Raw genomic sequence first — 24,724 nt, 5'->3', positions numbered from 1 at the left:
GCTCACCTGGGGGCAGATTTATCACCAATGTTTGGGGGGATTAACGCTCCCATCTTCTTGCCTATCTTCACTTTGTACTTTAAAAGAAGACGCTAGTGGATTGAAATTCCTAAGGTTTTCAACAATTAAAGTATTTTCTACATTTAGTTTTTCATCCCACCAGTGGCAAAGTGATTCGGTGTTGGGATTTTCCTTGGGACCGTAGCAAGCGTAGCAAGCGCGGTTGTAACTGGGGCAAATAGCGCCACATCCCGCGTGTGTAACAGGCCCCATACAGGGGGTGCCATGGGCAACCCAGATGCAAACATTGCCGCGCAATTTACAGTCAATACACACCGAGTGATTGGCAACCTGGGGTGCTCGCCGGTGCAGGAATGCACTGATTACTTCGAGCAGTTGATGCTTGTTGATCGGACACCCCTGCAACTCAAAGTCCACTGCTACCCTCCCTGATATTGGTGTGGATTCCTTGAGAGTGGCGATATATTCCGGGTGGGCATAGACCACATCGGTGAACTCCTGCACATCGGCAAAGTTGCGAAGTGCCTGAATCCCACCAGCTGTTGCACAGGCGCCAATACTGATTAGAAAGCGGGACTGACGTCTGACCTCAAGGATTCTCTCTTCATCTGCTGGCGTGGTAATGGAGCCTTCAACGAGAGAAATATCAAAAGGACCCTCTTTCACCTCACTGGAAGCCTCCAGGAAATAGGCGATATCTACCTGGGCTGCCAAAGAGAGAAGCTCATCCTCGCAATCCAATAGGCTCAATTGGCAACCATCACAGGAGGTGAACTTCCAGACGGCAAGCTTGGGGGTAGGATTACTACTCGCTATAGGCTGTTGATTTGAAACCATGAGCGAATATCCCGGTAGCAAAAGACAGGGCCATCTTTACAAACAAAGTTAGGTCCCCACTGGCAGTGGCCGCAGGTTCCAATGGCACACTTCATGTTGCGCTCCATGGATAGATAGATATTGGATTCAGTCACACCTTTATGGAGAAGAACCTGTATGCAAAAGCGCATCATGATCTCGGGTCCACACACAAACACTAAAGCATCATTGCACTCCAAATGAGTGACACGCAAAGGGTCGGTAATCACACCAATATGCCCGTTCCAGTCTGTGCTGGCGTGGTCCACAGATGTCACCAGTTCAAATGAGCTGCGCCAGTGACCAAGCTCTGGCTGGTAAAGCATTTCTTCGGGGCGACGCGCCCCATAGAAAACTTGTAGGCTCCTGGCCGGCAAGTGCCCGTTAAGAAAGCTGTAGATCAGGGGCCGCAAAGGCGCTAGCCCGAGTCCGCCGGTGATGATCACTAGGGGGCGATTTTCCGCCAAGTGAGTTGGCCACCCCTGCCCGAATGGTCCCCGGATGCCCAGTTGCGCTCCAACTTCCAGTTTGCAAAGCGCTTGGGTAGCAAGTCCCTGACCTTTAATCGTATGGGTAAGTGGCTCAGCGGATGTCGCACTGGGGCCACTCAAGGAGATAGCAGCTTCCCCGGCACCAAAGGCATAAAGCATATTGAATTGCCCGGGCTGAATGGGTGATGGGGTCCCAGCTACTCGCGTCAGGGATAGAGTGACAGTGCCAGGAAATTCTTCGCGCCGATGGGTAACACGCCATAATTCAGGGATCACAGCGAGGGATCCCCTGTGACGGATGTGGCCCGTAAAGGTCCAACAACTGTATTCGTGCTGCCTGCAGTCGTTCTGTAGCAACTTTGGTAAACCGTTTCATCAGCTCGAAACCGAGTCTCGGTTCTTTTTCGCACTTATCTCGGAGGCACTGCCCGCCAAGTTTAAGGCTGCGAACTGAGGTCAGGGCCCGGGCATCGAAAGCGCTCAAGTAAGGAGGATAAAGCCAGGACCAGCCGAATATATCTCCACCATGCAGTGTCATCAGGCAAAGAGGCCCATAGTTGGGGACAAAGGTTTCTACGGCGACACGTCCAGATCGAATTAAGAAGAAATGGTTAGCTGGAGTGTTTTCCCTGGCAAGGTATTCGCCTTCTTTATAGTGACTATTGCTTGTACACCCGGAGAGAAATGCCAGGTCCTTGTCTGCCAGCCCGGTAAAGAAAGGGTGCTCCTTGAGTAAAGTGGTGACAACTTTCATTTTTGTTCCTGGACGCGAATATTCTGTATCTCTTCCGTGATATCGATGCCTACCGGGCACCAGGTAATACAACGTCCACAGCCGACACAGCCAGAGCTATCAAATTGGTCGTACCAAGTGGCCAGTTTGTGAGTCATCCACTGCCGATAACGGCTGCGGGTATCCGCCCTTACCGGGCCGCCAGACAAATAGCTCAACTCAGCCGTAAAGCAGGAATCCCAACGCTCCCAGCGCTGTGCTTCATTTCCGGTTAAATCTGTTGTGTCCTCAACGGTTGAGCAGAAGCACGTTGGGCAAGCCATAGTGCAATTGGCGCAGGAGAGGCAGCGCTCCGCGACTTTATCCCAGTTGGGGTTGTCATAATTGCGATAAAGCAGCGTCTTCAGGTCAGAGCTATCAAAGCTGCGGCTACCGTTACTCACTTGATTTTCGGCTTGCTGAACGGCAGCTTGCCCCTCTTGTTTCTCCGTTTCTGAGGCATCAACAGTGGGTAGTTGCTTTAACACTCTGTTGCCTTGAGGGCTGCCGCTGCGTATGAGGAAGAAGTGGGCATCGGAGGTCAGAACTTCGGTGATTACCAGATCACTGGACAGTCGCACCTGCGGGCCTGTGTTCATTGCGGTACAGAAACAGGTATTTGCTGCTGTTGTGCACTCCACAGCAATAGTGAACAGCTGCGCTCGACGTGCCTTATAGCTGCTGTTTGCGTAATCCCCCTGTGCGAGGACACGGTCCTGGATAGCAATGGCGTGTAGCTCGCAACTGCGAACACCGAGAAACGCTAACTTGACCGGAGGCTCTTCAATTTCCAGAATCTGGACATCCTCTCCATAGCGGCTAGCGCTCCAGAGCTGGCGTTGGGGCAGCTGAAGAAACTGCTTCCAGGAATGGGGTCCAACGGCGTAGCCAAAATAAGCCTTGTCATTGCGGCGCTCCACCCGGTATTGCCCCGCCTCTTGCTGATCCGTCCATCCTTGGGGTAGATCTGTGGGAGTTTCAATCTCACCATAGGTAATAGCCCCGTTATGCAGTATCGGGCCAAAGAGCTGGTAACCTTCACTGCGAATGACCTGAATCAAAGAACCCAGGTCATTCGCTGCCAGTTTAAGTATTTCCACGAATAGCCGAGAGCCGGCTCCGAAAGAGCAGTAGTTGGTGACCTACTGATTTTTAGGTCTGTACCGGCGAATTGCACTAAGACAAAAGTGCCAAAATGCTAAGAATAAAGTTTAGAGAAAAGCTATAGCTCCGACTACTTATTGAGGTGGGGTACATCCTTTAGGCAAAGTATTTCATAACCTTCTGATACTTATATACGACATACCATCTAAGCAAGATGATTGGCGCAGTACTTGCCATCACAAGGGCTACACCTGCCCCGAGTTTGTTTAAGTTGATGGCGAGTAAAGAAAATTCAAAAATATCGATAAGCACAATAACTGGAATAAAAAAGACCCAAAGTTGTTCGAATCCTATTCTTTTGGCAAACGCTAATCCAAACAGTACGACGTAGAAAAGGGAGGAAACAACCAAGCTGATTACCAACCACCAAAAGGGGATGCCTGTGGAGCCATCGGTCAAAACCGTATATTGGGAATACAGCTCCAGTGGTAGAAGGATAAAAAAGACAATTTTCCAGCCTACACTAGGGCTATAGACGGGGGGGCGATTGTCGAGTTCGCTCTCAGGTGCTTGATAAGGATTTTGCACGCTCTGCCCTTTTATTGGCCTTTGAAATTTAAAACTGTCGGCCACTTCAATCCTATGGATTAGTGCACTTATAAGCAATTCTTGCCGGCTATTACTACAGCCAAAATGTAGAAGTAGTTTGCCGTTTATCGCTTGGCCATTGGCATTCGATTGACATCATGGCTTCACCTTGTTAACACTGCAGCAAAGCAGGTTATATTGTCACACGTATGCGATGAGCTGCCTCACATTATCGATAAACACTTGGGTCAAGTATTGACTTTGAAGCTACAGATAATATTCTCGCTGTTCAAATTTTGATAGTCACAGAGCCTAGCTGGTAAGTATTGATCATCTCTATTTAGCTCAGGGAATGGCGAGAAGTAACTTTCGGATTGGTAATTGGTGCCTATCCAGAATAGTGGTAAATAATAAGGAAGTTTCGAGATGCAGGATATGTATCAGACACCAGATAGCCCCCTTACAGACTCTATTCCACACTACAAACCCAGTGCTGGTTGGAAGGTACTCCTTTTTGTTCTCACCCCGCTGGAAGTCTATTCCCAATATCTTGGTTTCGCCGCCGATGAGTGGGACCTCCCTATTTGGTGGATGATTTTTAGCCTGCTAGTTTATATTGCATTTTTTGTTGCTTTGTTTGGATTGGCCTTCTCGAAAAGAATTGCCTTCTCAAATGCTTGGCGTATCTATTTACCTATTTTAATCTGCACTGACGTATTTGAATTTTTCTCCGTCATCCATGAGTTCAATATGTCGGTACTGGAAATCCAAATCATTACTATGATTTGGATTTCAGTGATATTTTTTACTTGGTACGTCGTGTACCGATATCAAAAGGTGATGCGATATTTTAAATAATATCTACACTGGCCTTAACCACTTTCAGTTAGTATTTTATTGGAAGGTATTGCCTACATTACCTGTCCCAGTTTGCGTGGTTAATGCGATTTCACCACTGCCAACCTGAGAGATTGTTTGAATATTGGAAGTGCCGTTTTGTGTCGCCAGAATGCTGCTACTAATACCGCTATGTTGATTAATCTGGGAAGAATTAGAATCGCCAATCTGATTTAGTATCAATGAACTGGTGAGCAAAGAACCGTCCTGCCCCTGATCTATTTGTGCTGTATTGGCTGAGCCATCTTGGATTACTAGAGTGGTACAGGAAATAAGTTCAATAGCGGCAATATTTTCGTTCCCTTGATCAAGATTTACCGTATTAGAAGAGCCAGTTTGCATTACTTCACCGCTGCTTGAGGTAATATTCTCCTGATCCACATTTGCAATGTTATTATCACCAATCTGGGTGACTATCCCAGTAGCAGCTGAAACATCAGTTTCCTGTTCTATTCTTCCGGTATTCGAATCACCTATCTGCGTTATTATTGCAGTGCTCGTCGTCGTGACTTCATCCTGCTCGATATCTAAAAAGTTGGAAGAGCCAGTCTGGCTGGCCATAGCAAAGGTAAAGGTTACATCTCTATCCTGATCTATATTGGCGAAGTTGGAGTCACCAACTTGGGTGAATATGGCGCTAGTGCTATCCACCCTTATACGCTGATCTAAAACCAGTGTGTTAGACATTCCTTGTTGAGATGCGACAAGTGTGGTGGAAGTAACATCTTCCTGTTGCCGGACTTGGATGTCGTTCAAGTCTCCAGCCTGAGTGCTGGTGAAGGCGCTGAATTGAGCATCGTCCTGCAGCAAGGTCGCTGTATTATCACTGCCATTCTGGGTCAGGGAGGACGTAGTAAGCTGCGTTGCATTCTGTTGCACTGCTGAGGCCTGATTCAAATTTCCCGTCTGCACCAGCTCAATAGTGCTTTCAGAAGTGCCTGTAGTTTGGGATGCATCCGAGTCATTGAAATCTCCGATTTGGGTCTGAACAATCAAGTTGTTATGCACAGTACCATCGGACTGATCAGAAGTTGCACTATTGCCAGTACCTTCCTGGAATACCAGGGTGACATTATTATCAGCTAGAGCAGATACGCTGGCGGCAAATAGCGCGACTGCAGTCACAGAATTTGTCACTTTCATAGAGGTAATCCCTTATTGGTTAAATCTTATGGGGCGACCGCTTATAAGCCTCGACTGCAAGCCTGGATGAGCATCAAGGGAGTTGCCATAGGAAAAAATGGCTGAATAACTAAGAAGAAAGCTTGGGATTGTTGTTTGTTCACCGGGCTAACTTGCTGTATAACCATACAGCCCCAGAGTAACCTCTGCCTCATTGTTTGCATATCACGTCATAAGGAACTGGTGTGCGGTATCGACGATAGATAGATCGAAAAACTAGCGCTTGTGCCATGACCCAACCGATAGAATTGCCAACTGGCTACTACCTGGACAACTTCAAAGCGTTGATTGAATTTGTTCGCCAACATTATTCCCGGCTTATCACCACATCTGAGCAAAATTTTTTTAAAACCTTCCAAGAGTTGGATATTTATAGCCAGCGGCTCTATGTGCGTTTGCTGTCCCGTAAAGGAGTACCCTCCTCTAGAGGATCGCTTTTCCGCCTGGAGAAGCTTAGCTATGGTGAGATAGAGAGCATTGAAAGTGCTGCAGCTGTTTTGGATCGCGTTGGACTACTTTGTTTTAATCCGGTGCTAACGGCGCAAGAATATCTACCACTATTTACCAAAGCTGAATTGCTTGCGGCAGGACCCTCGGGTATATCCAAGTCTCTCAGCCGGCCTTCCCTCGAGCAACTATTGCTTGAAGAATCCAGTTCGAGTGACTGGTTTGTGAAGTTGCTTTCTCAGCACAGGGTACTAGCCGTCCAGGGTGCTGAGCATTTCCAGACTTTCAAACTGTGTTACTTTGGCAACTTGAATCAGGATCTTACCGACTATGTATTGCGGGATCTTGGGCTTTATCGGTATGAATCCTATCCGCTGGATAAGCAAAATCTCACCTTTCAAAGCCGCTCGCAAATTGATCAGTATCTGCTTTACTACCAATGCTTGGAGCTGTTAGAAGAGCCATTACTGGAAGATGCAGAAGCCATAATAGCCTTATCTGCTCAACTGCCAGAAGGTATTGATGGTGACTCAACCCTGGCTCGTCGGCTGGACAGAATACGTCTTAAGTTGGCACGGCAGCTTGAGCGGCTCAATGCTCTTGAGCAGGCCGATGCACTATATCAACTTTGTAAAACCCCTCCCGCCCGTGAGCGCCGCGCACGCATTGCCGTAAAGCAAGGGTACGACACTCTAGCATTGGAAATATGCGAGGAAATAATAGCTTCCCCTATGGACCAGGCAGAAAGAGAGTTTGCTCTTGGCTTTGGTTACCGCACAGCCAAACGAAGTGGAGGCCTCAATAATTGGCAGGCACCTCATAAAATCCAAGCCCCCACTGAAGTGATAAGTTTGGCGCAGGGGGAAATCTGTGTTGAGCTGCTGGTGGCAGAGCACCTTGAAGGTTCTAGCGGTGGTGAGTGTTTTTATGTAGAGAACACCCTATTCACCGGTGTGTTGGGCCTCTATATTTGGGACATACTATTTGCACCTGTGCCTGGTGCTTTTTTCAATCCCTTCCAGGTAGCCCCAGCTGATTTTCGCACCGCGGATTTTTACTATTCCCGTCAAGCGCTATTCACCCAGCGATTGGCCGAAATAGAGCATGAGTCCTTGAAGTCCCGCGTCATCTCTACCTTTGCAGAGAAACAAGGTATTGCCAACCCTTTAGTTGCTTGGGAGGCTTTGTCTACAGAACTACTTGAGAAGGCGCTGGATAGAATCCCCCCAAGTCATTGGCGTTCAATTTTTACTCGCATGCTCAGTGATATCACACAGAATAGAAATGGGCTGCCAGACCTTATTTGCTTTACTCCCTCCGGTCACTATGAACTCGTGGAGGTTAAAGGTCCTGGGGATCGCTTACAAAAAAACCAAGAACGCTGGCTGGCGTTTTTTGCTGAAGAGGCGATCCCTCATCGCGTAATTCATGTGGAATGGCACTAGCTTTGGATAGCTTAGAGTCGGCTGAGACTTTGAATCTTTCTGTGGGAGAGCTAGTCGCTTTTTCCTGCCGCAGCGGAGATTTGATTCGGGAACCAACTTCAGGGCCCTCTGCCCAGGAAGGGATTCGGGCTCATCAGAAGCTACAAAATCAGCGGCCCAAAGGCGCTGAGGCAGAATACAAGCTCAAGACCCAAATAGATTGGATGGAACAGCAGGTTACTTTGAGCGGCCGGGTTGACATTTTTCACCCGAAAAGTGATTTGCATAAACCGGCTCAGCTGGATGAAATTAAGACCACTTATTTACCCCCATCGAAGTTGCCCGAAGCCGCCAAGCAATTGCATTGGGCCCAGCTAAAAATTTACGGCTATTGCCACTTGGTAAATGAAGGCGCTACAGATGGTACAGATACAGTTGCCTTGCAAGTTGTCTGGTATAACCTCAAGGAGCGCAAGGCCTATCCAGAGTGCATAGAGTACCGCTTTAGTGAGTTAGAGGCCTTCACTCTTGAGGCGCTCACAAAATATTTGTGTTGGCACAGGGCTTGGCAGGAACATCGGCAACAGCTTATTGATACTGCGAAACAGCTCGCTTTCCCTTTTCCACAATACCGCCCCGGCCAGCGCCAACTGGCAGTGGAAGCCTACCGGTGTTTCCGGGACGGTGGCGAGCTGGTGGCCGAAGCTCCAACGGGGACCGGTAAGACAATCAGCACCCTATTCCCAGCCATAAAGGCAATTGGCGAGGAAAAACTGGATCAGCTGGTTTACCTGACCGCAAAGAATTCCGGTCGGCAAATGGTGCGGGAAACCATTGAGGCACTTCAGGCGAGTGGTTTGCAGTTATCTTTACTTGAAATTCAAGCAAGGGAAAAAACCTGTGCCTGTAACCTGGGGCTTTGTACCCGTGATGATGACGGCATCTGTCCGAGAACAAGAGGGTTTTATGATCGACTTCCAGTTGCAATGGATGCCCTGCTCGGCCGGCCCCAGTTAACTCCCAAAGAAATTGCTGATGTGGCGGATCAGCAGCAAATCTGCCCCTTTGAACTCTCCCTTCAAATATTGCCTTGGGTAGACTTGGTGGTATGTGATTTCAACTATGTATTTGACCCTTTGGTACGCCTGACCAGTTTTCAGGACCAGCGCAATCGCCGCGCATTGTTAGTCGATGAAGCTCATAATTTGATCGACCGCGCCCAGGAAATGTACAGTGCAAAGTTATCCCGCCGTGATAGTCGCCGCGCAGCTAATGCTTGCAAAGGGCACTCTCCGACATTGCAGAGAAGTATCCAGTCTCTGGTTCGGGCAATTGAAAATTGGATCAAGCGATTGCGAGAAGTTGGTGTAGCTCAACGCCGCAGTACTTTTGAAGGGAGTGAAGTTTGGGTCACTGCAGCAACAGGTGAAGCAGAGCATCCAGAATCGGTTTCTCGATCCGTGCAAAAAGTGCTCTCCACAGTCAGCCAACTTATAGAAAGCTCTCAGTCGCCCCCGGAAGAAATAGCGGAGTGGTTAAGGTCTGTCTATCGTTACGCAGTTATTGAGCAGGAGCTTTGCGGTCAGCATAAAGTCGTCACACGGGTGATTGACCGGGATGCTCCCTGGCAGGAGCAGGAAATTAAGCTACTTTGTTTAAATGCTGCACAGTTTTTACAGCGATCCTATCAGCAAAACCAAGCCGCTATACTCTTCTCTGCGACTTTGCGCCCAGCCAGCTATATATATAGTCAACTGGGCGTAGAGCATGAGTCGCCCTACTTAAGACTGCCCTCGCCTTTTCAGCCGCAGCAACAGGGCGTTTTCCTGTGTCCATATATAGATACGCGCTACCAAGCCCGCGACCGCTCAATAGAGAACCTCGTCGACATTATTTCCCGTACCTTTTACAGCCGAGCAGGAAATTACCTGGTATTTTTTCCCTCTTTTCGTTACCTGGAGCAAGTTGCTGAGAGTTTTAAGGCGAGATTCCCGGAAGTGCCCTTGTTACAACAGCTGCCGGGACAGGGAGAGACAGAGCGCGCTGAGTTTTTGTCCGGATTCAACGGAGGTAACAAGAGCCTTGGGTTTGCCATTATGGGGGGCATCTTTGGTGAAGGCATTGATTATGTTGGGGAGAAGCTGGTTGGCACTATTATTGTCGGTACTGGGCTCCCGCAAGTTAATGTTGAGCGGGAGCTACAGCGCGATGCTGCGGAAACCACTGGCATCCATGGATTTGATATCGCCTACCGCTATCCAGGGATAACTCGCGTACTGCAAACCGCCGGTCGGGTTATACGTTCCGAATCTGATAAAGGTGTGATCATTCTGGTAGATAGCCGCTTTTCGGAACCTTTTTATTGGCAGCTTTTTCCCGAGCACTGGCAACCGGCGGTTTGTAGCAACACTGATCAATTAACGGGCAACTTGGAGCAGTTCTGGAGTTTAAGCTAAATCAGGTTTAGGAATTTCTCTCCCTCAACCCGAACTTTCCCAACACCCAAGCGATAAGCGTGCCGCTCAATATCCCCGCCGTATTGGCCGCGAAATCCAACCACTCACCTGTACGATTCACGTAAGGTTGGAGCAACTCTATGCCACCGCTCCACAGTACAAAAAATAATCCTATTAGCCACCAGTAACTAGGCCTGCGCAGAGCGACGGGGAACATCAGTGCACTATAGGCAATTAGGTGATTGGTTTTGTCGGTGCCGGGTATATTGGGTACTTCGGGAAGCGGAAACAGGGATAGGCTCGTAATAATGCACAAAAATACCACTGTTAGCAGAATCCAGTAGTTGTAGACGAGCCTTAAGGGAAGTTGAATTATCATTAGTTCCTACAAATTAGGGTTACATTGTTAGCCTAGTGGCACTGCATCTGCATCCAAACATCTGAGAACTTCAACTGCGCAAGGTCTTCACTGTGTATAGAGAAATACAATCTTCCTGCATCTCCCCACATAAAGCCACCAAGACTATTGAGTTCCAATAGCAACTGCCAATCTTCAGCTTTGCCTTTACCCATAACCCTTGCCGCATCTTCAGTAATACCATCGTACTGTACTGGATTGGGGTAACCAGAAATTTGGAGTAATTTTGATCCTGTAAGGTTTTCCTTCAGGGTGCAATATGCATCAAGCAAGTAATCATCTTCTTCAAATATCTTTAACTCCTCATAAGGATACTCGCCTAAATCTGGAAGGGAAAAAGAGCGCTTGAACGATATTTTACTTTCAGGATAAATCGAAGGTAGTCTCTTTGGCTTTAACAGTCCCCCAAAGCGCTTTTTATGGATACAGGGGGCTTGGTGATTCGAGAGTGCTACATCAGCTGGGATATAGATTATCCGTATAAAATCTTTCTCACCTCGCACATCCGCCCAAACTCCATCACAGTAAAAAAAGAGCAAGTAGCCAGCCGATGGCAGGATAGGTGAATTGACTTCTGCGCAATTGAGCTGAAGGAGAAACTCCAAAGGTAAACCTCGATAGAATGGCCACTCAAAGTCAGCAGGGACATCAGGGTGCCCCCCAATCTTAGATGAGCCCTGCTCAATAATATCAGAAGACAATTCAGCGGTAGTACATTCAACACACAGCGACTCTATTTCATTCAAAAAAGCTTCAAGACCGACCGCTTTAAGTTCTTTCAATAACAACGCTATATACATCCTTCAATATTCGCCCTGGCACGCTTTTCATATCTCTTATAGAAGAAATCAGTGTGATAAAGCCTCTCTTGAGACAAAAATTCCTTTAATAGTTCCCTACGTTTCTTTTTGTAAATCAATATCGGTACCAGCCGATATTCTTTACGGACTTGTTTTTCATAAGCTTCGAAAGCGCTTGTGCTGGCTCCCAGGATCGTTAGGTCAATGTCGATTATTAGCTTTTCATCAATACTAACTGGCGTGTAATTGTGGCAGGTTGCCATAATCAATTGGTACACCCTATCCACCCCTGCGGGACAATACCCGGAATCGATCAGGAACTTTTTTGCCCATAGAGCACTGTTTTCTTCATTCTTAGAGGAAAATGGCTTGTAAATCGCATCGTGAAACCAGATAGCGAGCTCGACCTCATGGGGGTGCTCGGCAAGCTCTGCAACTTTATCAAAGTGCCTCAGCATCGCATCAATGTGATGCCCCGTATGATAATACCTGTGATTCTCTGCATACGAAGAAACTAGCTTTTCGAAGCACTGAAGGGATTCAGGAAGATTGAGTGCCCCCATTAGGTTGAGCCATCTATTTTGGTTCATTGGCTAACCCTCGGAGCGTCATCTTTCCGTAAACCCGTAGCTTGTAAAATGTTTTTCCCTGCCAATACCAAATAAAGCCATGCCTTTCTCCATCGATTTCCCAATAATACGATATGAATATGCCAGCCTTTTTCCCGTCGGGCACTATAACCACTGTAAAGGAGAGTATAGGCTTCTGGGTCACCGACTAGTGATTCGGCAATGCTTCTTGCATGCTCAATGCCAAGTGAAACCATCTCACTAACCTCCTCCTTACTTGGTTCTCCCTGGGATTTTGGAAAAACCAAGAGGTGGTAATTCGGTATTAGGTCTCTACGAACCCTGATCAACCGGCAATTGTTCCCAGAGGCTAAAGTAATATTCGCGTTGTCGTTCGATGAATTGCCAAATACCCGCTGCTTCATGAATCCTCAGATACTTATTTACTTTTTGTACCATCGTACAAATTGAGAGTTGGCAAAGACGCTATTTGCGCCTATTCCGCATAGTAAATATCGGGAGGCCATTCTGACAAGCCGCTGGCCACTTCATTGGGGAGGCAAGCCAGCTTTGGCAGGCAAACTTTAAAGGCAGTTGGCCAACGTTGCGGTTAACTCCTGAGTTTTGAGGAAAGCTCGTTTAATTGAATCCCGGTGCCTTTCATCAGAAAATTCCTGGTACTCCGCATTGATTTCATGAAACTCCTCAACCCCCAAATAGTGGCTTAAGGTTCGGATATGTGGCCCCAGGTGATTCATTTGCTCACGGATTCCTCCTTGTCCAAAGCCAAACTCCCCGGCAGAGGTGATAAGCACCAGCTTTTTGCCAGACATAATAGGCTCTAAGGGGAAGTCACCACGGTCTAAATCAAAGGTGAACGTCTTGTTGATACGAACAACTTGATCGAACCAGGCCTTGAGTGCGGCAGGCATGCCGTAGTTATACATCGAAGTGGACATCACAATGATATCCGCCTGGGATAGCTCATCAATTAAGATGTCAGAAAGCGCGACCAGGGACTGCTGCTCCTTGGTGCGATCCGCTTCAGGCGTAAAAACCGAGGCAATCCAATCTTGATTAATAAAGCCTGGTGGGTTTAAACCGACATCTCTATGGATAACTTTATCTTTAGGCCTCTTTTCTAGCCAGCTGCTTACAAAACTCGCGGCAACTGCTTTGGAGATTGAGGTATGCCTGGGGATATTCGCACTTTCATGTGGTGCTACTAAGCCGCTCCACTTCTGGGCACTAGCGTCAATATGTAATAGTGTTTTCATGGTCTGGAACCTTTACTAAACCGCCTGAAGGTTCATCTATGGTGATGCTGGGGAGTATCCTTGACAAACGAGTTATTTCTTCTTATAGATGAGGAAAACTCATCTATAAGAGATTCTGATCGGTGTACCCAAACCTACCCTCCCTCAACGCCCTCAAAGTATTCGATGCCGCCGCCAGACTGGGCAGTTTCAAGAGAGCTGCGGAAGAATTCTTTATAACGCCGACAGCCGTATCACATCAGATAAAGGGTTTGGAGGAGTCCCTGGGTACAACATTATTCGAGCGCAAAACCCGTGCCGTACAGTTGACCAGTGAGGGGCGGATGCTCGCTCAAACTACCTCTCAAATTTTTCAGCAGCTCACTGAAACGGTGAGTGAAATAACAAGTTCAAAGAAAACACTGACCGTTAGTACGACTTCAAGCTTTGCTGCTATGTGGCTTGTGCCCCAGCTGGAGAATTTTTATCAGAAATTTCCAGATATCATTGTTTCAGTAGTGACCGGGGAAGAAGTGAGTGATATCGAGCGAGATAGACGCATCGACATCGCTATTCGGTACGGGAAATATGATGAAAGTACAAAAAATGCCCTCTACTTGGCCACCGAAACAATCGGTGTCTACGCTGCACCAAGCTACCTGACTCAGATTAGGGATATTTCTGAAGCTCAACTTCTGGAAACAAAATGGGTCAACTCATCACTTCCACCGCTGAACTGGCAAACTCTCCTCAAAAGAAAACTTGATGGCATTCGCGTGCGGCAGTTTGACCAGGAGCATCATGTAATCCAGGCCGCCTTAGCTGGCCAGGGTATTGCGTTAGTTAGCTCGTTTCTTGTTCAAAATGCTTTACGCAACCAATGGCTGGTCCCCTATAGAGGAGACTCCAAGCTTTCAGGAATCGAGGGATTTACCTATTCCGCATTAATACCTGGCCGCCATTCAAGAAATGGAAATGTGTTGGCTTTCGTTACCTGGCTGAAGGAAGCACTACACAATGCTCCCTATAGTTAGGTACATCCGACTGGCACTGAACTCGCCTTCGGGCTTGCCGAGAGTAGGTATGTTCCTAACCTAAGCCCACACCAAGAGCACAACATATTGTGCTCATCTATTAACCAGCACGCCATATATAGTGATCTGGATCAATTGGCATTCCTGTCTCTTCGATATGCTCTCCCCACAAATTGTGAGGAAGTCCGATGACCAGTACCGCTATACCCGACAGCGAAGCCGCACCAGCTTCAGAACAGATTTCGCAGGTAAGTTCAGATCAACGGTTGGTGCGTAAGCGAGATGGCAGGACACTGGCTTTTGATGCTCGCAGGATCACTTTGGCTCTTCTCAGTGCTGGCCAGGCAACGGAATCTTTTGATCAACAGGAAGCGGAACAACTTACCGAATCTGTCCTTAAGGTGATCAAGCACCGCTTTGATAGTGGTGAGCCCATTGATATTGAAGAGATTCAGAATATTGCTGAACAGGTATTGATCAATAACGATTACATTGATACTGCCCGCGCCTATATCGCTTATCGGGGGCGGCATGCGCAAATGCGCACTGATCGGCAAACACTGGTGGATGTCGGTGCTTCTATTGAAGAGTATTTAGAGCAAGCGGATTGGCGAGTTGCAGCCAATGCGAACCAGGGATATTCCCTAGGGGGATTGATCCTGAACAGCGCAGGTAAAATGATTGCCAACTATTGGTTAAATCATGTTTATTCCCCTGAGATCGGCGCAGCACATCGGGATGGCGATTTACACATCCACGACCTGGATATGTTGGCTGGATATTGTGCAGGTTGGTCGCTGCGCACCCTATTACATGAAGGGTTGAATGGTGTTCCGGGAAAAGTCGAATCGGCACCGCCGGCCCACTTGACCAGCGCGGTCGGACAGATTGTTAACTTTCTTGGGACACTGCAAAACGAATGGGCAGGCGCGCAAGCATTTAGCTCTTTCGATACCTATCTCGCGCCTTTTGTGCGCAAGGACCAGCTGGACTACGCGACCGTACGCCAGTGCATTCAAGAGCTGATCTTTAACCTGAATGTGCCATCCCGCTGGGGTACCCAGACCCCTTTTACTAATCTCACTTTCGATTGGGTTTGCCCCCAGGATTTGCGCGAGCAGGTGCCTGTGATTGCCGGTCAGGAAATGTCCTTCACCTATGGCGACCTGCAAGAAGAAATGGATCTAATCAACCGCGCCTATATCGAAGTCATGAGCGAGGGGGATGCGCGCGGTAGGGTATTCACCTTCCCTATTCCTACTTACAACATCAGTGAGGATTTCCCTTGGGAGAGCGAAAATGCTGAGCGGCTGTTTGCCATGACCGCTCGCTACGGTCTGCCCTATTTCCAAAACTTTATAAATTCAGACCTGAGCCCAAACATGGTTCGCTCCATGTGCTGCCGCTTACAGCTTGATCTACGCGAACTGTTAAAGCGCGGCAATGGCCTTTTTGGCTCCGCCGAACAGACAGGTTCGCTCGGCGTAGTAACTATCAACTGTGCCCGCCTTGGGTATCTCTATAAAGGAAACTGGCAGCTTCTGCTCACCCAACTGGACAAATTGCTGATACTTGCCCGTGATTCACTTGAAGTGAAACGGAAAGTCATCCAACGGCATATGGATGCAGGTCTGTTTCCCTACACTCGCCGCTACCTGGGGACTCTGCGCAATCACTTCTCCACGATCGGGGTGAACGGCATCAATGAAATGCTGAGAAACTTTAGTGGCGACAACGAAAGTGTGGTTACGGAAGATGGGAAAGAACTGGCCGAGCAATTACTCGACCATATCCGTATGCGCATGACTGAATTCCAGGAACAAACCGGGCATCTCTACAATCTGGAGGCAACTCCGGCAGAGGGCACTACTTATCGGTTTGCCCGCGAAGATCGCAAACGTTACCCGGATATTATGCAGGCAGGTAGTAGTGAAGCGCCCTACTACACCAATTCATCCCAGCTACCAGTGGGCTTTACCGATGATCCCTTCGAGGCCCTGGCCCGACAGGAATCCCTCCAATCCCGTTACACCGGTGGCACTGTGCTTCATCTTTATTTGGGCGAACAGTTGCCTGATGCCGATAGTTGCCGCCGCTTATTGCGGCGTGCTCTGGAAAACTACCGCCTGCCCTATATCACCGTGACCCCGAGCTTTTCTATTTGCCCGGTCCATGGATATCTGAGTGGCGAACACGAATTCTGCCCACGCTGCGACGAAGCTCTCCTGGCCCGTGAGCATTCCTGTTGTAGCGACTAAACCATACTTTCAAGGAGAAAGACCATGAGCCAACAAGATACTTTATTGAGAGAAGAAGATCGCACCCGCTGCGAGGTATGGAGCCGGGTAATGGGGTACCACCGCCCAGTTTCATTTTGGAATCCGGGAAAACAATCAGAGCACCGGGAGCGCCAATTCTTTGTGGCGGACAACAGCAGGAATGCACTAAAAACTTATGAGTAATAAGTTACGTGTCGGTGGATTCACGTCGTTTACGGCAATCGACTTCCCCGGCGAGTTGGCAGCGGTGGTTTTTTGCCAGGGATGTCCCTGGCGCTGCCGCTACTGCCATAACGGCGATCTACTGCCTGCGCGAGCACCCAGTGCCTATGACTGGGATCAGATCCGCACATTTTTAGACAGTCGCCGGGGCTTGCTGGATGCCGTTGTATTTTCCGGTGGGGAACCCACCGCCCAGAGTGCCCTGGAACCGGCGATTGCCCAAGTCAGGGATCTGGGATTCAAGGTCGGGCTTCATACTGCGGGAATCTACCCCCGCAGGCTCGAACGCCTGATCCAAAGTCTTGATTGGGTGGGGTTGGATATCAAAGCAATGCCGGAAAACTACCCTTCCATTACGGGTGTCGATGGCAGTGGCGTGACCCCCTGGCAGTGTGCGGAGCTTCTCGCTCAATCCAGTGTACCTTTGCAAGTGCGCCTTACCAGGCATCCGAGTCTTACAACTGATGCTGAACTGAACCAAATACGGGAGAAACTTAGCGGTATTGGTATTGAAAAGTTGGAGGTCCAGCGCTGCAATAGTGAGCAAGCTATAGATCAGACGTTGAGGTTCTTAACTTGAATGATAAAACCTAGTTTAGCTGTGCTAATGCGTCAGGAATCGGGGTTTCGCCCCCAATGAATTCAAAAACCGCACCGACCGTTTTGGGCTCATCTAGCGCAGTGGTAATTACCTCTGCAACATCGGCTCGGCTGATTTCTATGTCTGGCCCAGCAAATAAATCGCTTATGCTGATTAACCCCGTTCCCAAGGTGTCAGTTAGGGCACCAGGTCTCAATATCGTGTAATCAAGGCCACTTTCTTTTACATATTCATCCGCTATATGTTTGGCTTTTAGATAGGGTTGGAGCTTTTCAGGCCCCTGCTCTGGTCGCCCGGCAAAAATGGAACTCAATAGAATAAAGCGCGAGATACCCGCGCTTTTCGTTGCATCACAAAGATGGATAGCACCATCCCGATCCACAGACTCCAATGCTTTCCCCTTGGAGCCCGCAACAAATATGACTGCATCTTGCCCCTTTACCGCATTGTTCAGGGACTCCTTCTTTGTCAGATCTCCAAGAATGGGGCGCGCACCTGTACTAAGCAAATTATCTTGTTGGGACTCTTTGCGGACCATAGCGGTTACCTCGTGCCCTTTGTCGACAAGTTTACCCACAAGGATTTGACCGATTGCACCGTTAGCACCCGCCACAAGTACTTTCATTGCTGTGCCCACGTCTATATTGCGCTACTTAGAAGTACCGTATCAGTTTTTGATTGACAAACTCTTTAATACCTAGCTCTCCCAGCTCCCGGCCATAGCCGGATTTCTTCACTCCTCCCATAGGCATACTGGCGTAGCTTGAAGCGGCATGGTTCACGAAGGCAGTACCACATTCCAACTGTTCCGCGACACGGCGCCCCCTTTCATGGTCCTGGGTATAGACAGAACCACCCAGGCCAAAGGGGCTGTCATTAGCCAGCTTAACTGCTGCCTCCTCATCGGGAACCACCCAAACACAAGCGATGGGGCCGAATAACTCCTCTACTGCTGCCGGGGAACCAGCAGGTATTTCAGTTAATATACCCGGCTCAATAAATGCGCCATTGCGCTTACCTCCCACTAGCAATTGAGCGCCAGCCTTAACGGACTTGCTGACTTGATCCTCTAGTTGCTCAGCGGCCTTTTCAGTACATAACGGACCGTAATCTGTACTTTCTACAAGAGGGTCACCGGGTTTCAGCGCTTGGAACAGCTTGGTAGCTCGGTCTAGGAATTCTTCAGCAATGGGCTCAGTTAGAATGATTCTCTTCGCAGCCAAACATATCTGCCCGCAATTACCCAGCTTTCCCTCCGCAAATCGCTGTATCGTTAAATCCATATCCGCATCTTCGAGCACGATAAATGGATCAACACCACCCAGCTCCATAACAGTTTTCTTTACATTGCGGCCAGCTTGCTCTGCAACCATTGCACCGGCGGCATTGCTGCCAGTAAATGAGATTCCTTTGACCCTATCGTCATCAATAATTGAGGCAGCCCCACCGGATGTGATCGGTAGATTGGTATAGACTCCTTCCGGTACCCCTGCATCAAACAGCAGCTGTGCGAAGGCTTCGGCACACTGGGGAACATTAGAGGCATGTTTAGTAAGTACAACATTGCCGGCGATCAAGTTGGCGGCGGTAAAGCGAGCCGGTTGGTAGAAGGGAAAGTTCCATGGTTGGATGCCGTAGACCACTCCTAAGGGCTGGAAGACTAAAGTGCCCTCCCCTTCGCGGGTGGAAAGCTGCTGTGGAGCTAGTATTTTTTCGCCCTCTTCGGCGTAGTAGTCAAAAATTTCAGCACAAAGTGCCAATTCACCTTGACCATCACTGAGCTTCTTACCCATCTCTAACGCCATCAGGCGGGCAAGATCTTCGGATCGCTCCTCAAATAGGTTGCTTGCACGCTTTAGTATCACTGCTCGATCACTAAAACTTCGGTTTCTCCAGCTTACAAAGGCTTTGTCTGCGCGACCGATCGCCTTGTCGAGATCCTCTTGTGACATTTCGTGATAAGTCTTCAGAGTTTTACCATTCAAGGGGTTGACGGAAATCAGTGGACGTTTTGACTTTGTCATGAATAAACTTCCAACGGTTGCTTTGGGAACCGCTAAAGAACTATTTGGAATAGTACCAGTGCGGCATCTTCGAGTGTTTGCAAAAGTGTAGTTGCTGAGGTTTGGCATACCACTGCTTGATGAATCAGCTAAAGTCACATCATTCTTTCTTATAGACAGCTGATAGGCAGTAATCTTTGGTGAATAGCACTTAAAGCTAATGGAACACCATTAAGAGATTTAGGTGCTTTACGAATACCACCGTGGCATAAAGATCAACTGCGGAGCTTTTAGAACATACCGACTGCATAAAATCGAATCTGCTCAAACAAGCTGCATGATATTCATCGTTAAGTCACTAGCCCTTCTGAAACAAGCTTTAATTCACAAACTATAATCGCAGGGCTTAGTAGCTCTTACTTCCTTATCAGTGCTTGATTGCAGGTCTATGAATGTTTTCTGCTTATTAACGCCTTTGTAACAGGACCGTAAGAGCGACAGCAGCCGCTTCAAGGATCACAGTGTGGCCAAATAATCGGTTAATCTGCCATGGATAACAACGCCCTGTATAAAAAGAAACAGCTAACACCTGAAGAAGCAGTTAATTTAATCCCAGACGATAGCGTTATTTCTATCGGCATGCGCACCGCTAGCCCACCAGCCCTACTTTCAGCACTAGAGAGGCATATTCGAAATGGATTTATTACACACTTAAAAGTCTATTATATGCGTTGCGGAAAGGTCGCAACAGAAACCATTTTTCAAGAAGATCTAATGGACCGGGTTAGGCCTTACTCTTCAATGCTAACTAAAGACGAAGTTAAATTAGCAAATGCTGGATTTTCAAAAGGGGAAAAATATATTAACTATGTCCCTATATCTTTTAGTCGATATCCTCAAATAATCAGAGAGCAAGTTAAAATAGATGCTTTCCTGGTAACTGTGGCGCCGATGGATAAGCATGGTTATTTCAACTTTGGTACCAATGGTGATTATGCTATTGAGTTGTCGCGCCACGCAAATCGATTAATTGTGGAAGTGAATGAAAATATGCCACGTACAGCGGGGGCCACCTTGTTGCACATTAGTGAAGTGGATGCCATTGTTGAAAATAATATGGAATTAGCGGAGGAATCTCCAAAAGAGATTACCGATTTAGATAGAAAAATTGGTGACTACATTGTTCCGTTAATACCTGATGGCGCAACTATCCAAATGGGTATTGGTGCTATTCCGAATGCAGTTTGTGAACAACTAACTAAAAAGAAAGATCTGGGCATTCATACCGAGGTAATAACACCAGGTATGATTAAGCTTATTAAGTCTGGAGCAGTAACTAATGCCCGAAAGACAATTAACCCTCATGTGAGCGTATTCACTTTTGCAGCTGGAGACAAAGAACTATTTGACTTTATAGATGGCAATCCATCTATGTTCTGCCTGCCCGTGTCATATGTGAATGAACCCCAAATAATAGCCCAGATCGATAACATGATTTCAGTTAACTCATTTATTGAGATTGATTTCAGTGGACAGGTCAATGCGGAATTCATTGGACATCAATTCTCGGGTGTTGGCGGGCAACTGGATTTCGTGAGGGGAGTTTACTACTCAAAAAATGGGAAGACTATTCTGGCCAGTAGTTCAACGGCACAGCGTGGTAAAACCTCCAGGATAGTTCCACGTTTGAAATCTATAACCACAGACTCTCGGTTAGATATCGATTACGTGGTAACCGAGTACGGATCTTGCAGACTTATGGGGAAATCAACCACAGAGCGGACCCTTGCCTTGATTGAAATCGCACACCCTAAATTCCGTAAGAGCTTATTGGAGCAGGCCAAAGAGCAAAACTTTATTTGAGCGATAAAATGATCAATTTAAAGCTTTTCCCCGCATTGTTATTCACCCCTGGAAACCAACCGAAATGCTTTGCTAAGGCGTCTGAAGTTGGGGCGAATGGAATAATCATTGATCTTGAAGATAGCGTACCAGTGGAGGACAAAGATAGTGCCAGGGATATCGCGATCAATTTTTATTCAAGGCCAAGCTCGAATGGTGTTATAAGTGCAATTCGGATAAATAGTTTGTCAACGATCAATGGAATAAAAGATTTGGCCGAAATTATTGATAAAAAGCCATTTATAGATGTGGTGCTTTATCCGAAAACAGAATCTCAACATGATATCAACCTTATCAGTGAGCTCTTGAGCGAAGCCTATAAGGATATTTCGATTATAGCCTTAATTGAAACCGCTCAGGGAACATCCAATTTATATAATATCGTTAACTGTAGCTCTGAAAAGTTGCAAGGTTTGATGTTTGGGGCCGCTGATTATGCAGCCGATCTGAATTGTGAATGCACCCCACAAGCACTCATATGGGCGCGTATGAAAATGGTCGAAGCTGCCGCACTCAAACAGATAGCTTGCTATGACTCCCCCTGTTTTAACTTTAAGGATGAAGGTGGACTAGTTAATGAACTTAATGAGGCTCAATCGCTTGGCTTTAGTGGCAAGGCAGCTATTCACCCTAAACAGGTAGAAACTATCAAGTTATCTTTTAGGCCTACACTAGACCAGTATAAGGAAGCAAAGGAAATCGTTCGTATCTACAATGAATCCTCAGGTAAAGCCTGCCAATATGAAGGCCGAATGATAGATATCCCGATCTACTCTAAGGCCCAGCAAATAATCTCAAACTTTAATAATCTTAGCTAAAGGCTACTCCAGCGCAAATCTGCCAGTGCTCCGGGTATATCCAAGCGAACTTACAATCACTCAATCAAGGAGGCAATCTTAAATGGAATTTAACCCCTATAAACAGATTGACAACAATCGATATCGCGAAGATTTTGGCTTCTACTTCGAGGACTTTGTAGAAGGTATCATTATCGAGCACCGCCCAGGTAGGACATTGACGCGAACAGACAATACCTGGATGACCCTGTTAACTATGAATACGGCACAACTCCATTTTGATGCCCATTACGCAGAGAGCACTGAATGGAACCTTCCATTAGTAGATAGTACTCTGACATTGGCTATTGTCACGGGTATGACTGTAAATACTATTAGCAAGAAAGTTGTTGCCAATCTTGAGTGGGACAAAGTTAAACTGCTCAAACCTGTTTTTGAAGGTGACACGGTTTATGCAGAAAGTGAGGTCATTTCTAAGCGTGAGTCCAAGTCTAGACCAACACAGGGTATTGTTAGCGTAGAAACCCGTGGTATTAATCAGCGAGGAGATACTTTTATGAGCTTTCAGCGAACAGTACTGGTTTATAAGAAAGGCCACGCCCCTAATTATGAGATCAAAAAATAACCTAACAGAAGGGCTATCTCATTGGTATATATGCACTTCTTTAAGATGATGTCCGATTAGACTCACTTCAATGAAAATGAAGGTATTGATGTTGTAAAAGTAAGATTACAAAAAGTTGCAATATAAAATAACGGTTGTGCTAGATAGTTTTTACCTCCGTATATTTTTCGATTCTTGCCTCCGCAGCAAGAAGTGGATTCAGCTTTGCAATGATGGTTTTTAAGTGATCTGTATTCCAATGCTGCATTTCAGCTTCAGAAGACTCCCAAACTTCTAGTGTAGTGAAAACATTGTCTTCATCCAGTGAGGGTAAAATTTTATATGATAAACAGCCTGACTCTTGTTCTGACTTACATGCCAGCTCGATTAACAGTGCTGATGCCTGAGAAGTATATTGTGGGCGGACTGTGACTTTTGCCATAACGATTAAATTTGCCATATGCTCTCAGTACATAACGATTTGTATTGTGAAATTATGGAGCCTCTGAATAACTCCGTAATGCCTCTGCGGGTCTTGAAGGCAGCAGATGTTAGGCGCAGCTCGCCGTGAATGGCCGTAGCCCTTTGCAAGAGCTGCAACGCAGCAGCTGTGGCCTTCAAGGCCCGCCCTTCGGGGCTTGCAGAGCGATGCACACTCCGCGTTGCGACTTCTTGAAAGGTCTAGACATTCCTGCGAAGCCGCGCCTTGATTGTGAACCGCTCTGCATGCCAGAGGTATCACGGAGTTATTCAGAGGCTCCTTAATACGTGCGCTTTACTACCAACAGTACGCCAACAACCATCATGGCGAGACCGATAAGGCGCTTGGTATCCAAGCTGGTTTGCTGCGCACCCAGTAACCCAAAATGGTCGATAACGCTGATGGCGAGCAGTTGCCCCAGAAGAACGGAAGATACTGCATTACCCACACCATACCTTGGCGACACCCAAGTCACACTCAATATATAGAAAGCCACCAGAATCCCACCCAAGTAAAAGTACCAGGCAATATCTTTGCTAAAAACAGCACTGGGTAACCCCTCCGTTTTCAAGAGATAGGCTGCGGAGATTACAAGTCCAACGAGAAATAGCAGTGTAGTTGCCAGGGCTGAACTACCAAGCTTGATACCCAGTCCGCTATTTAGTGTTGCCATTACCGGTATGCCGATGCCTGCAATAAGCATTAGAGATGGGTAGATAATCGCATTTTGCACTTGGGATACCTCTACTCAGAATCGCAGCCGACCCAGGAGGGTCGGCTGCGAAGGTCACTTAGTTAGCCAGTTGCTTGACAATGGCAACGCCAACACCGTGGGCACTCGCTGGGTTCTGGCCACTAATCACCCGCCCATCTTCAATAACAAATTCCTGCCATGGCTGTACTTTGCTGTAACGTGCAGCTCCCCTTGCCAGAGATTCTTCCAGCAAAAACGGAGTATCATTAATAGTGCCGAAGTCGATCTCCTCCTCACGGGTGAAACCAGTTACGGATTTGCTGGCCAGAAGCTTCTCACCATTACTGAGAGTGATAGGCAGGAAACCGGCAGGGCCATGGCATACTGCTGCTAAGATACCGCCCTCTTCGTAGTGCTTGGCACTCAACTTTGCGAAATCTTCATTAGTTACCAAGTCAGAAAGCAGACCAAATCCGCCCGGATAAAAGACCGCATCATAGTCAGAAATATTCAATTGACTCACAGGAATGGTGTTATTGATACGATTTTGGAATTCAGAATCATTTAGTACTTTTTGATTGACATCGTCACCCTCGATATCGGTGCCATAGATTGGTGCTTTACCCCCTTCAATGGAGGCGATGTCGTAGTCGAGCCCACTCTCCATAAATACGTGAATCGCGTGAGTCAACTCAGGTGAGTAGGTGCCATTTGCCTGGTCAGTTTCACCAAGAGTGGCGTGGTTGGTCACTGGAATAAGTACTTTCTTCATGTTTCTTTCCTCTGTTGGTCAGCATTCAGTGGGGAGGGATTGTAGATTGTCCCTC

The 24,724-nt window shown here is 47.4% G+C and carries 23 protein-coding genes and 1 pseudogene; 9 read left to right on the top strand and 15 right to left on the bottom strand.

Annotated elements, in window-relative coordinates:
* Positions 1-21 precede the first annotated feature (21 nt).
* From ACJJI4_RS09130 to ACJJI4_RS09110, 5 genes are all read right to left on the bottom strand, one after another.
* Positions 22-858, bottom strand: a complete 837-nt coding sequence (locus ACJJI4_RS09130) for an NADH-quinone oxidoreductase subunit B family protein (protein ID WP_444927821.1) — start codon at positions 856-858, stop codon at positions 22-24.
* A complete protein-coding gene (locus ACJJI4_RS09125) occupies positions 834-1,643 on the bottom strand; it encodes an FAD/NAD(P)-binding protein (RefSeq protein ID WP_444927820.1) in 810 nt (269 codons plus the stop codon). Before ACJJI4_RS09125 ends, ACJJI4_RS09130 begins: the two co-directional genes overlap by 25 nt.
* On the bottom strand, positions 1,633-2,121 hold the full coding sequence (locus tag ACJJI4_RS09120) for a cyclic nucleotide-binding domain-containing protein (RefSeq protein WP_282932825.1): 489 nt from the start codon (positions 2,119-2,121) through the stop codon (positions 1,633-1,635). The genes ACJJI4_RS09125 and ACJJI4_RS09120 overlap by 11 nt, the downstream gene beginning before the upstream one ends.
* On the bottom strand, positions 2,118-3,239 hold the full coding sequence (locus ACJJI4_RS09115) for a 4Fe-4S dicluster domain-containing protein (protein ID WP_444927819.1): 1,122 nt from the start codon (positions 3,237-3,239) through the stop codon (positions 2,118-2,120). The genes ACJJI4_RS09120 and ACJJI4_RS09115 overlap by 4 nt, the downstream gene beginning before the upstream one ends.
* 160 nt (positions 3,240-3,399) lie before the next feature.
* A complete protein-coding gene (locus ACJJI4_RS09110; protein WP_444927818.1) occupies positions 3,400-3,876 on the bottom strand; it encodes a hypothetical protein in 477 nt (158 codons plus the stop codon).
* 381 nt (positions 3,877-4,257) lie between these two features.
* On the opposite strand from ACJJI4_RS09110, the gene ACJJI4_RS09105 reads away from it, so the two are divergent.
* Positions 4,258-4,689: a hypothetical protein gene (locus ACJJI4_RS09105; protein WP_444927817.1), complete on the top strand. Its 432-nt coding sequence runs from the start codon at positions 4,258-4,260 to the stop codon at positions 4,687-4,689.
* A gap of 36 nt (positions 4,690-4,725) precedes the next feature.
* Here the strand turns inward: ACJJI4_RS09105 and ACJJI4_RS09100 are convergent, their stop codons facing one another.
* Positions 4,726-5,871 (bottom strand): hypothetical protein, encoded by a 1,146-nt coding sequence (locus ACJJI4_RS09100; RefSeq protein WP_444927816.1) that lies wholly within the window; start codon positions 5,869-5,871, stop codon positions 4,726-4,728.
* Positions 5,872-6,140: 269 nt separating this feature from the next.
* Between ACJJI4_RS09100 and ACJJI4_RS09095 the strand changes: the two genes are divergently transcribed.
* Positions 6,141-7,802 (top strand): VRR-NUC domain-containing protein, encoded by a 1,662-nt coding sequence (locus ACJJI4_RS09095; protein WP_444927815.1) that lies wholly within the window; start codon positions 6,141-6,143, stop codon positions 7,800-7,802.
* Between the two features lie 2 nt (positions 7,803-7,804).
* Complete coding sequence (locus ACJJI4_RS09090; protein WP_444927814.1) at positions 7,805-10,237, top strand: ATP-dependent DNA helicase; 2,433 nt, start codon at positions 7,805-7,807, stop codon at positions 10,235-10,237.
* 7 nt (positions 10,238-10,244) lie between these two features.
* On the opposite strand, the gene ACJJI4_RS09085 is transcribed toward ACJJI4_RS09090, so the two are convergent.
* The 4 genes from ACJJI4_RS09085 to ACJJI4_RS09070 form a co-directional block, all read right to left on the bottom strand.
* Entirely contained in the window at positions 10,245-10,616 is a 372-nt protein-coding gene (locus tag ACJJI4_RS09085; RefSeq protein ID WP_413665805.1) for a VanZ family protein, read from the bottom strand.
* A gap of 32 nt (positions 10,617-10,648) precedes the next feature.
* Positions 10,649-11,437 carry a YwqG family protein gene (locus ACJJI4_RS09080; RefSeq protein WP_444927813.1) on the bottom strand — a complete coding sequence of 263 codons (789 nt, stop codon included), beginning with the start codon at positions 11,435-11,437 and terminating at the stop codon, positions 10,649-10,651.
* 8 nt (positions 11,438-11,445) lie between these two features.
* On the bottom strand, positions 11,446-12,045 hold the full coding sequence (locus ACJJI4_RS09075) for an HD domain-containing protein (RefSeq protein ID WP_444927812.1): 600 nt from the start codon (positions 12,043-12,045) through the stop codon (positions 11,446-11,448).
* 563 nt (positions 12,046-12,608) lie between these two features.
* On the bottom strand, positions 12,609-13,301 hold the full coding sequence (locus ACJJI4_RS09070; protein ID WP_444927811.1) for an FMN-dependent NADH-azoreductase: 693 nt from the start codon (positions 13,299-13,301) through the stop codon (positions 12,609-12,611).
* A 122-nt stretch (positions 13,302-13,423) separates the two neighbouring features.
* On the opposite strand from ACJJI4_RS09070, the gene ACJJI4_RS09065 reads away from it, so the two are divergent.
* From ACJJI4_RS09065 to ACJJI4_RS09055, 3 genes and pseudogenes are all read left to right on the top strand, one after another.
* Entirely contained in the window at positions 13,424-14,314 is an 891-nt protein-coding gene (locus ACJJI4_RS09065) for a LysR substrate-binding domain-containing protein (protein WP_444927810.1), read from the top strand.
* A 188-nt stretch (positions 14,315-14,502) separates the two neighbouring features.
* Positions 14,503-16,776, top strand: a pseudogene (locus tag ACJJI4_RS09060) (ribonucleoside triphosphate reductase).
* Complete coding sequence (locus ACJJI4_RS09055; RefSeq protein WP_444927809.1) at positions 16,769-17,395, top strand: anaerobic ribonucleoside-triphosphate reductase activating protein; 627 nt, start codon at positions 16,769-16,771, stop codon at positions 17,393-17,395. The pseudogene ACJJI4_RS09060 and the gene ACJJI4_RS09055 overlap by 8 nt, the downstream one beginning before the upstream one ends.
* A 10-nt stretch (positions 17,396-17,405) precedes the next feature.
* Here ACJJI4_RS09055 and ACJJI4_RS09050 read toward each other — a convergent pair whose 3' ends face one another.
* Together ACJJI4_RS09050 and ACJJI4_RS09045 are read right to left on the bottom strand one after the other, a co-directional pair.
* A complete protein-coding gene (locus ACJJI4_RS09050) occupies positions 17,406-18,041 on the bottom strand; it encodes an SDR family oxidoreductase (RefSeq protein WP_413665800.1) in 636 nt (211 codons plus the stop codon).
* Between the two features lie 28 nt (positions 18,042-18,069).
* On the bottom strand, positions 18,070-19,440 hold the full coding sequence (locus tag ACJJI4_RS09045) for an NAD-dependent succinate-semialdehyde dehydrogenase (protein WP_444927808.1): 1,371 nt from the start codon (positions 19,438-19,440) through the stop codon (positions 18,070-18,072).
* A gap of 528 nt (positions 19,441-19,968) precedes the next feature.
* Here ACJJI4_RS09045 and ACJJI4_RS09040 point away from each other — a divergent pair.
* The 3 genes from ACJJI4_RS09040 to ACJJI4_RS09030 all read left to right on the top strand — a co-directional run bounded on the left by ACJJI4_RS09040 (position 19,969) and on the right by ACJJI4_RS09030 (position 22,743).
* Positions 19,969-21,282, top strand: a complete 1,314-nt coding sequence (locus tag ACJJI4_RS09040) for an acetyl-CoA hydrolase/transferase family protein (protein WP_444927807.1) — start codon at positions 19,969-19,971, stop codon at positions 21,280-21,282.
* Positions 21,283-21,290: 8 nt separating this feature from the next.
* Positions 21,291-22,139, top strand: a complete 849-nt coding sequence (locus ACJJI4_RS09035; RefSeq protein ID WP_444927806.1) for an HpcH/HpaI aldolase/citrate lyase family protein — start codon at positions 21,291-21,293, stop codon at positions 22,137-22,139.
* An 82-nt stretch (positions 22,140-22,221) separates the two neighbouring features.
* Entirely contained in the window at positions 22,222-22,743 is a 522-nt protein-coding gene (locus ACJJI4_RS09030; protein ID WP_444913061.1) for a MaoC/PaaZ C-terminal domain-containing protein, read from the top strand.
* A 139-nt stretch (positions 22,744-22,882) separates the two neighbouring features.
* Here the strand turns inward: ACJJI4_RS09030 and ACJJI4_RS09025 are convergent, their stop codons facing one another.
* From ACJJI4_RS09025 to ACJJI4_RS09015, 3 genes are all read right to left on the bottom strand, one after another.
* The gene (locus ACJJI4_RS09025; RefSeq protein ID WP_444927805.1) at positions 22,883-23,182 is read right to left on the bottom strand and encodes a putative quinol monooxygenase; all 300 of its coding nucleotides are present in this window, start codon (positions 23,180-23,182) and stop codon (positions 22,883-22,885) included.
* A gap of 301 nt (positions 23,183-23,483) precedes the next feature.
* Complete coding sequence (locus ACJJI4_RS09020; RefSeq protein ID WP_444927804.1) at positions 23,484-23,936, bottom strand: DMT family transporter; 453 nt, start codon at positions 23,934-23,936, stop codon at positions 23,484-23,486.
* Positions 23,937-23,994: 58 nt separating this feature from the next.
* On the bottom strand, positions 23,995-24,669 hold the full coding sequence (locus ACJJI4_RS09015; RefSeq protein ID WP_444927803.1) for a type 1 glutamine amidotransferase domain-containing protein: 675 nt from the start codon (positions 24,667-24,669) through the stop codon (positions 23,995-23,997).
* Positions 24,670-24,724: the final 55 nt, after the last annotated feature.

It is taken from the genome of Microbulbifer maximicatervae (SeqCode), from assembly GCF_052467305.1.
Note: the sequence above shows the minus strand (reverse complement) of the source record. Positions and strands in the feature narration are given on the sequence as shown.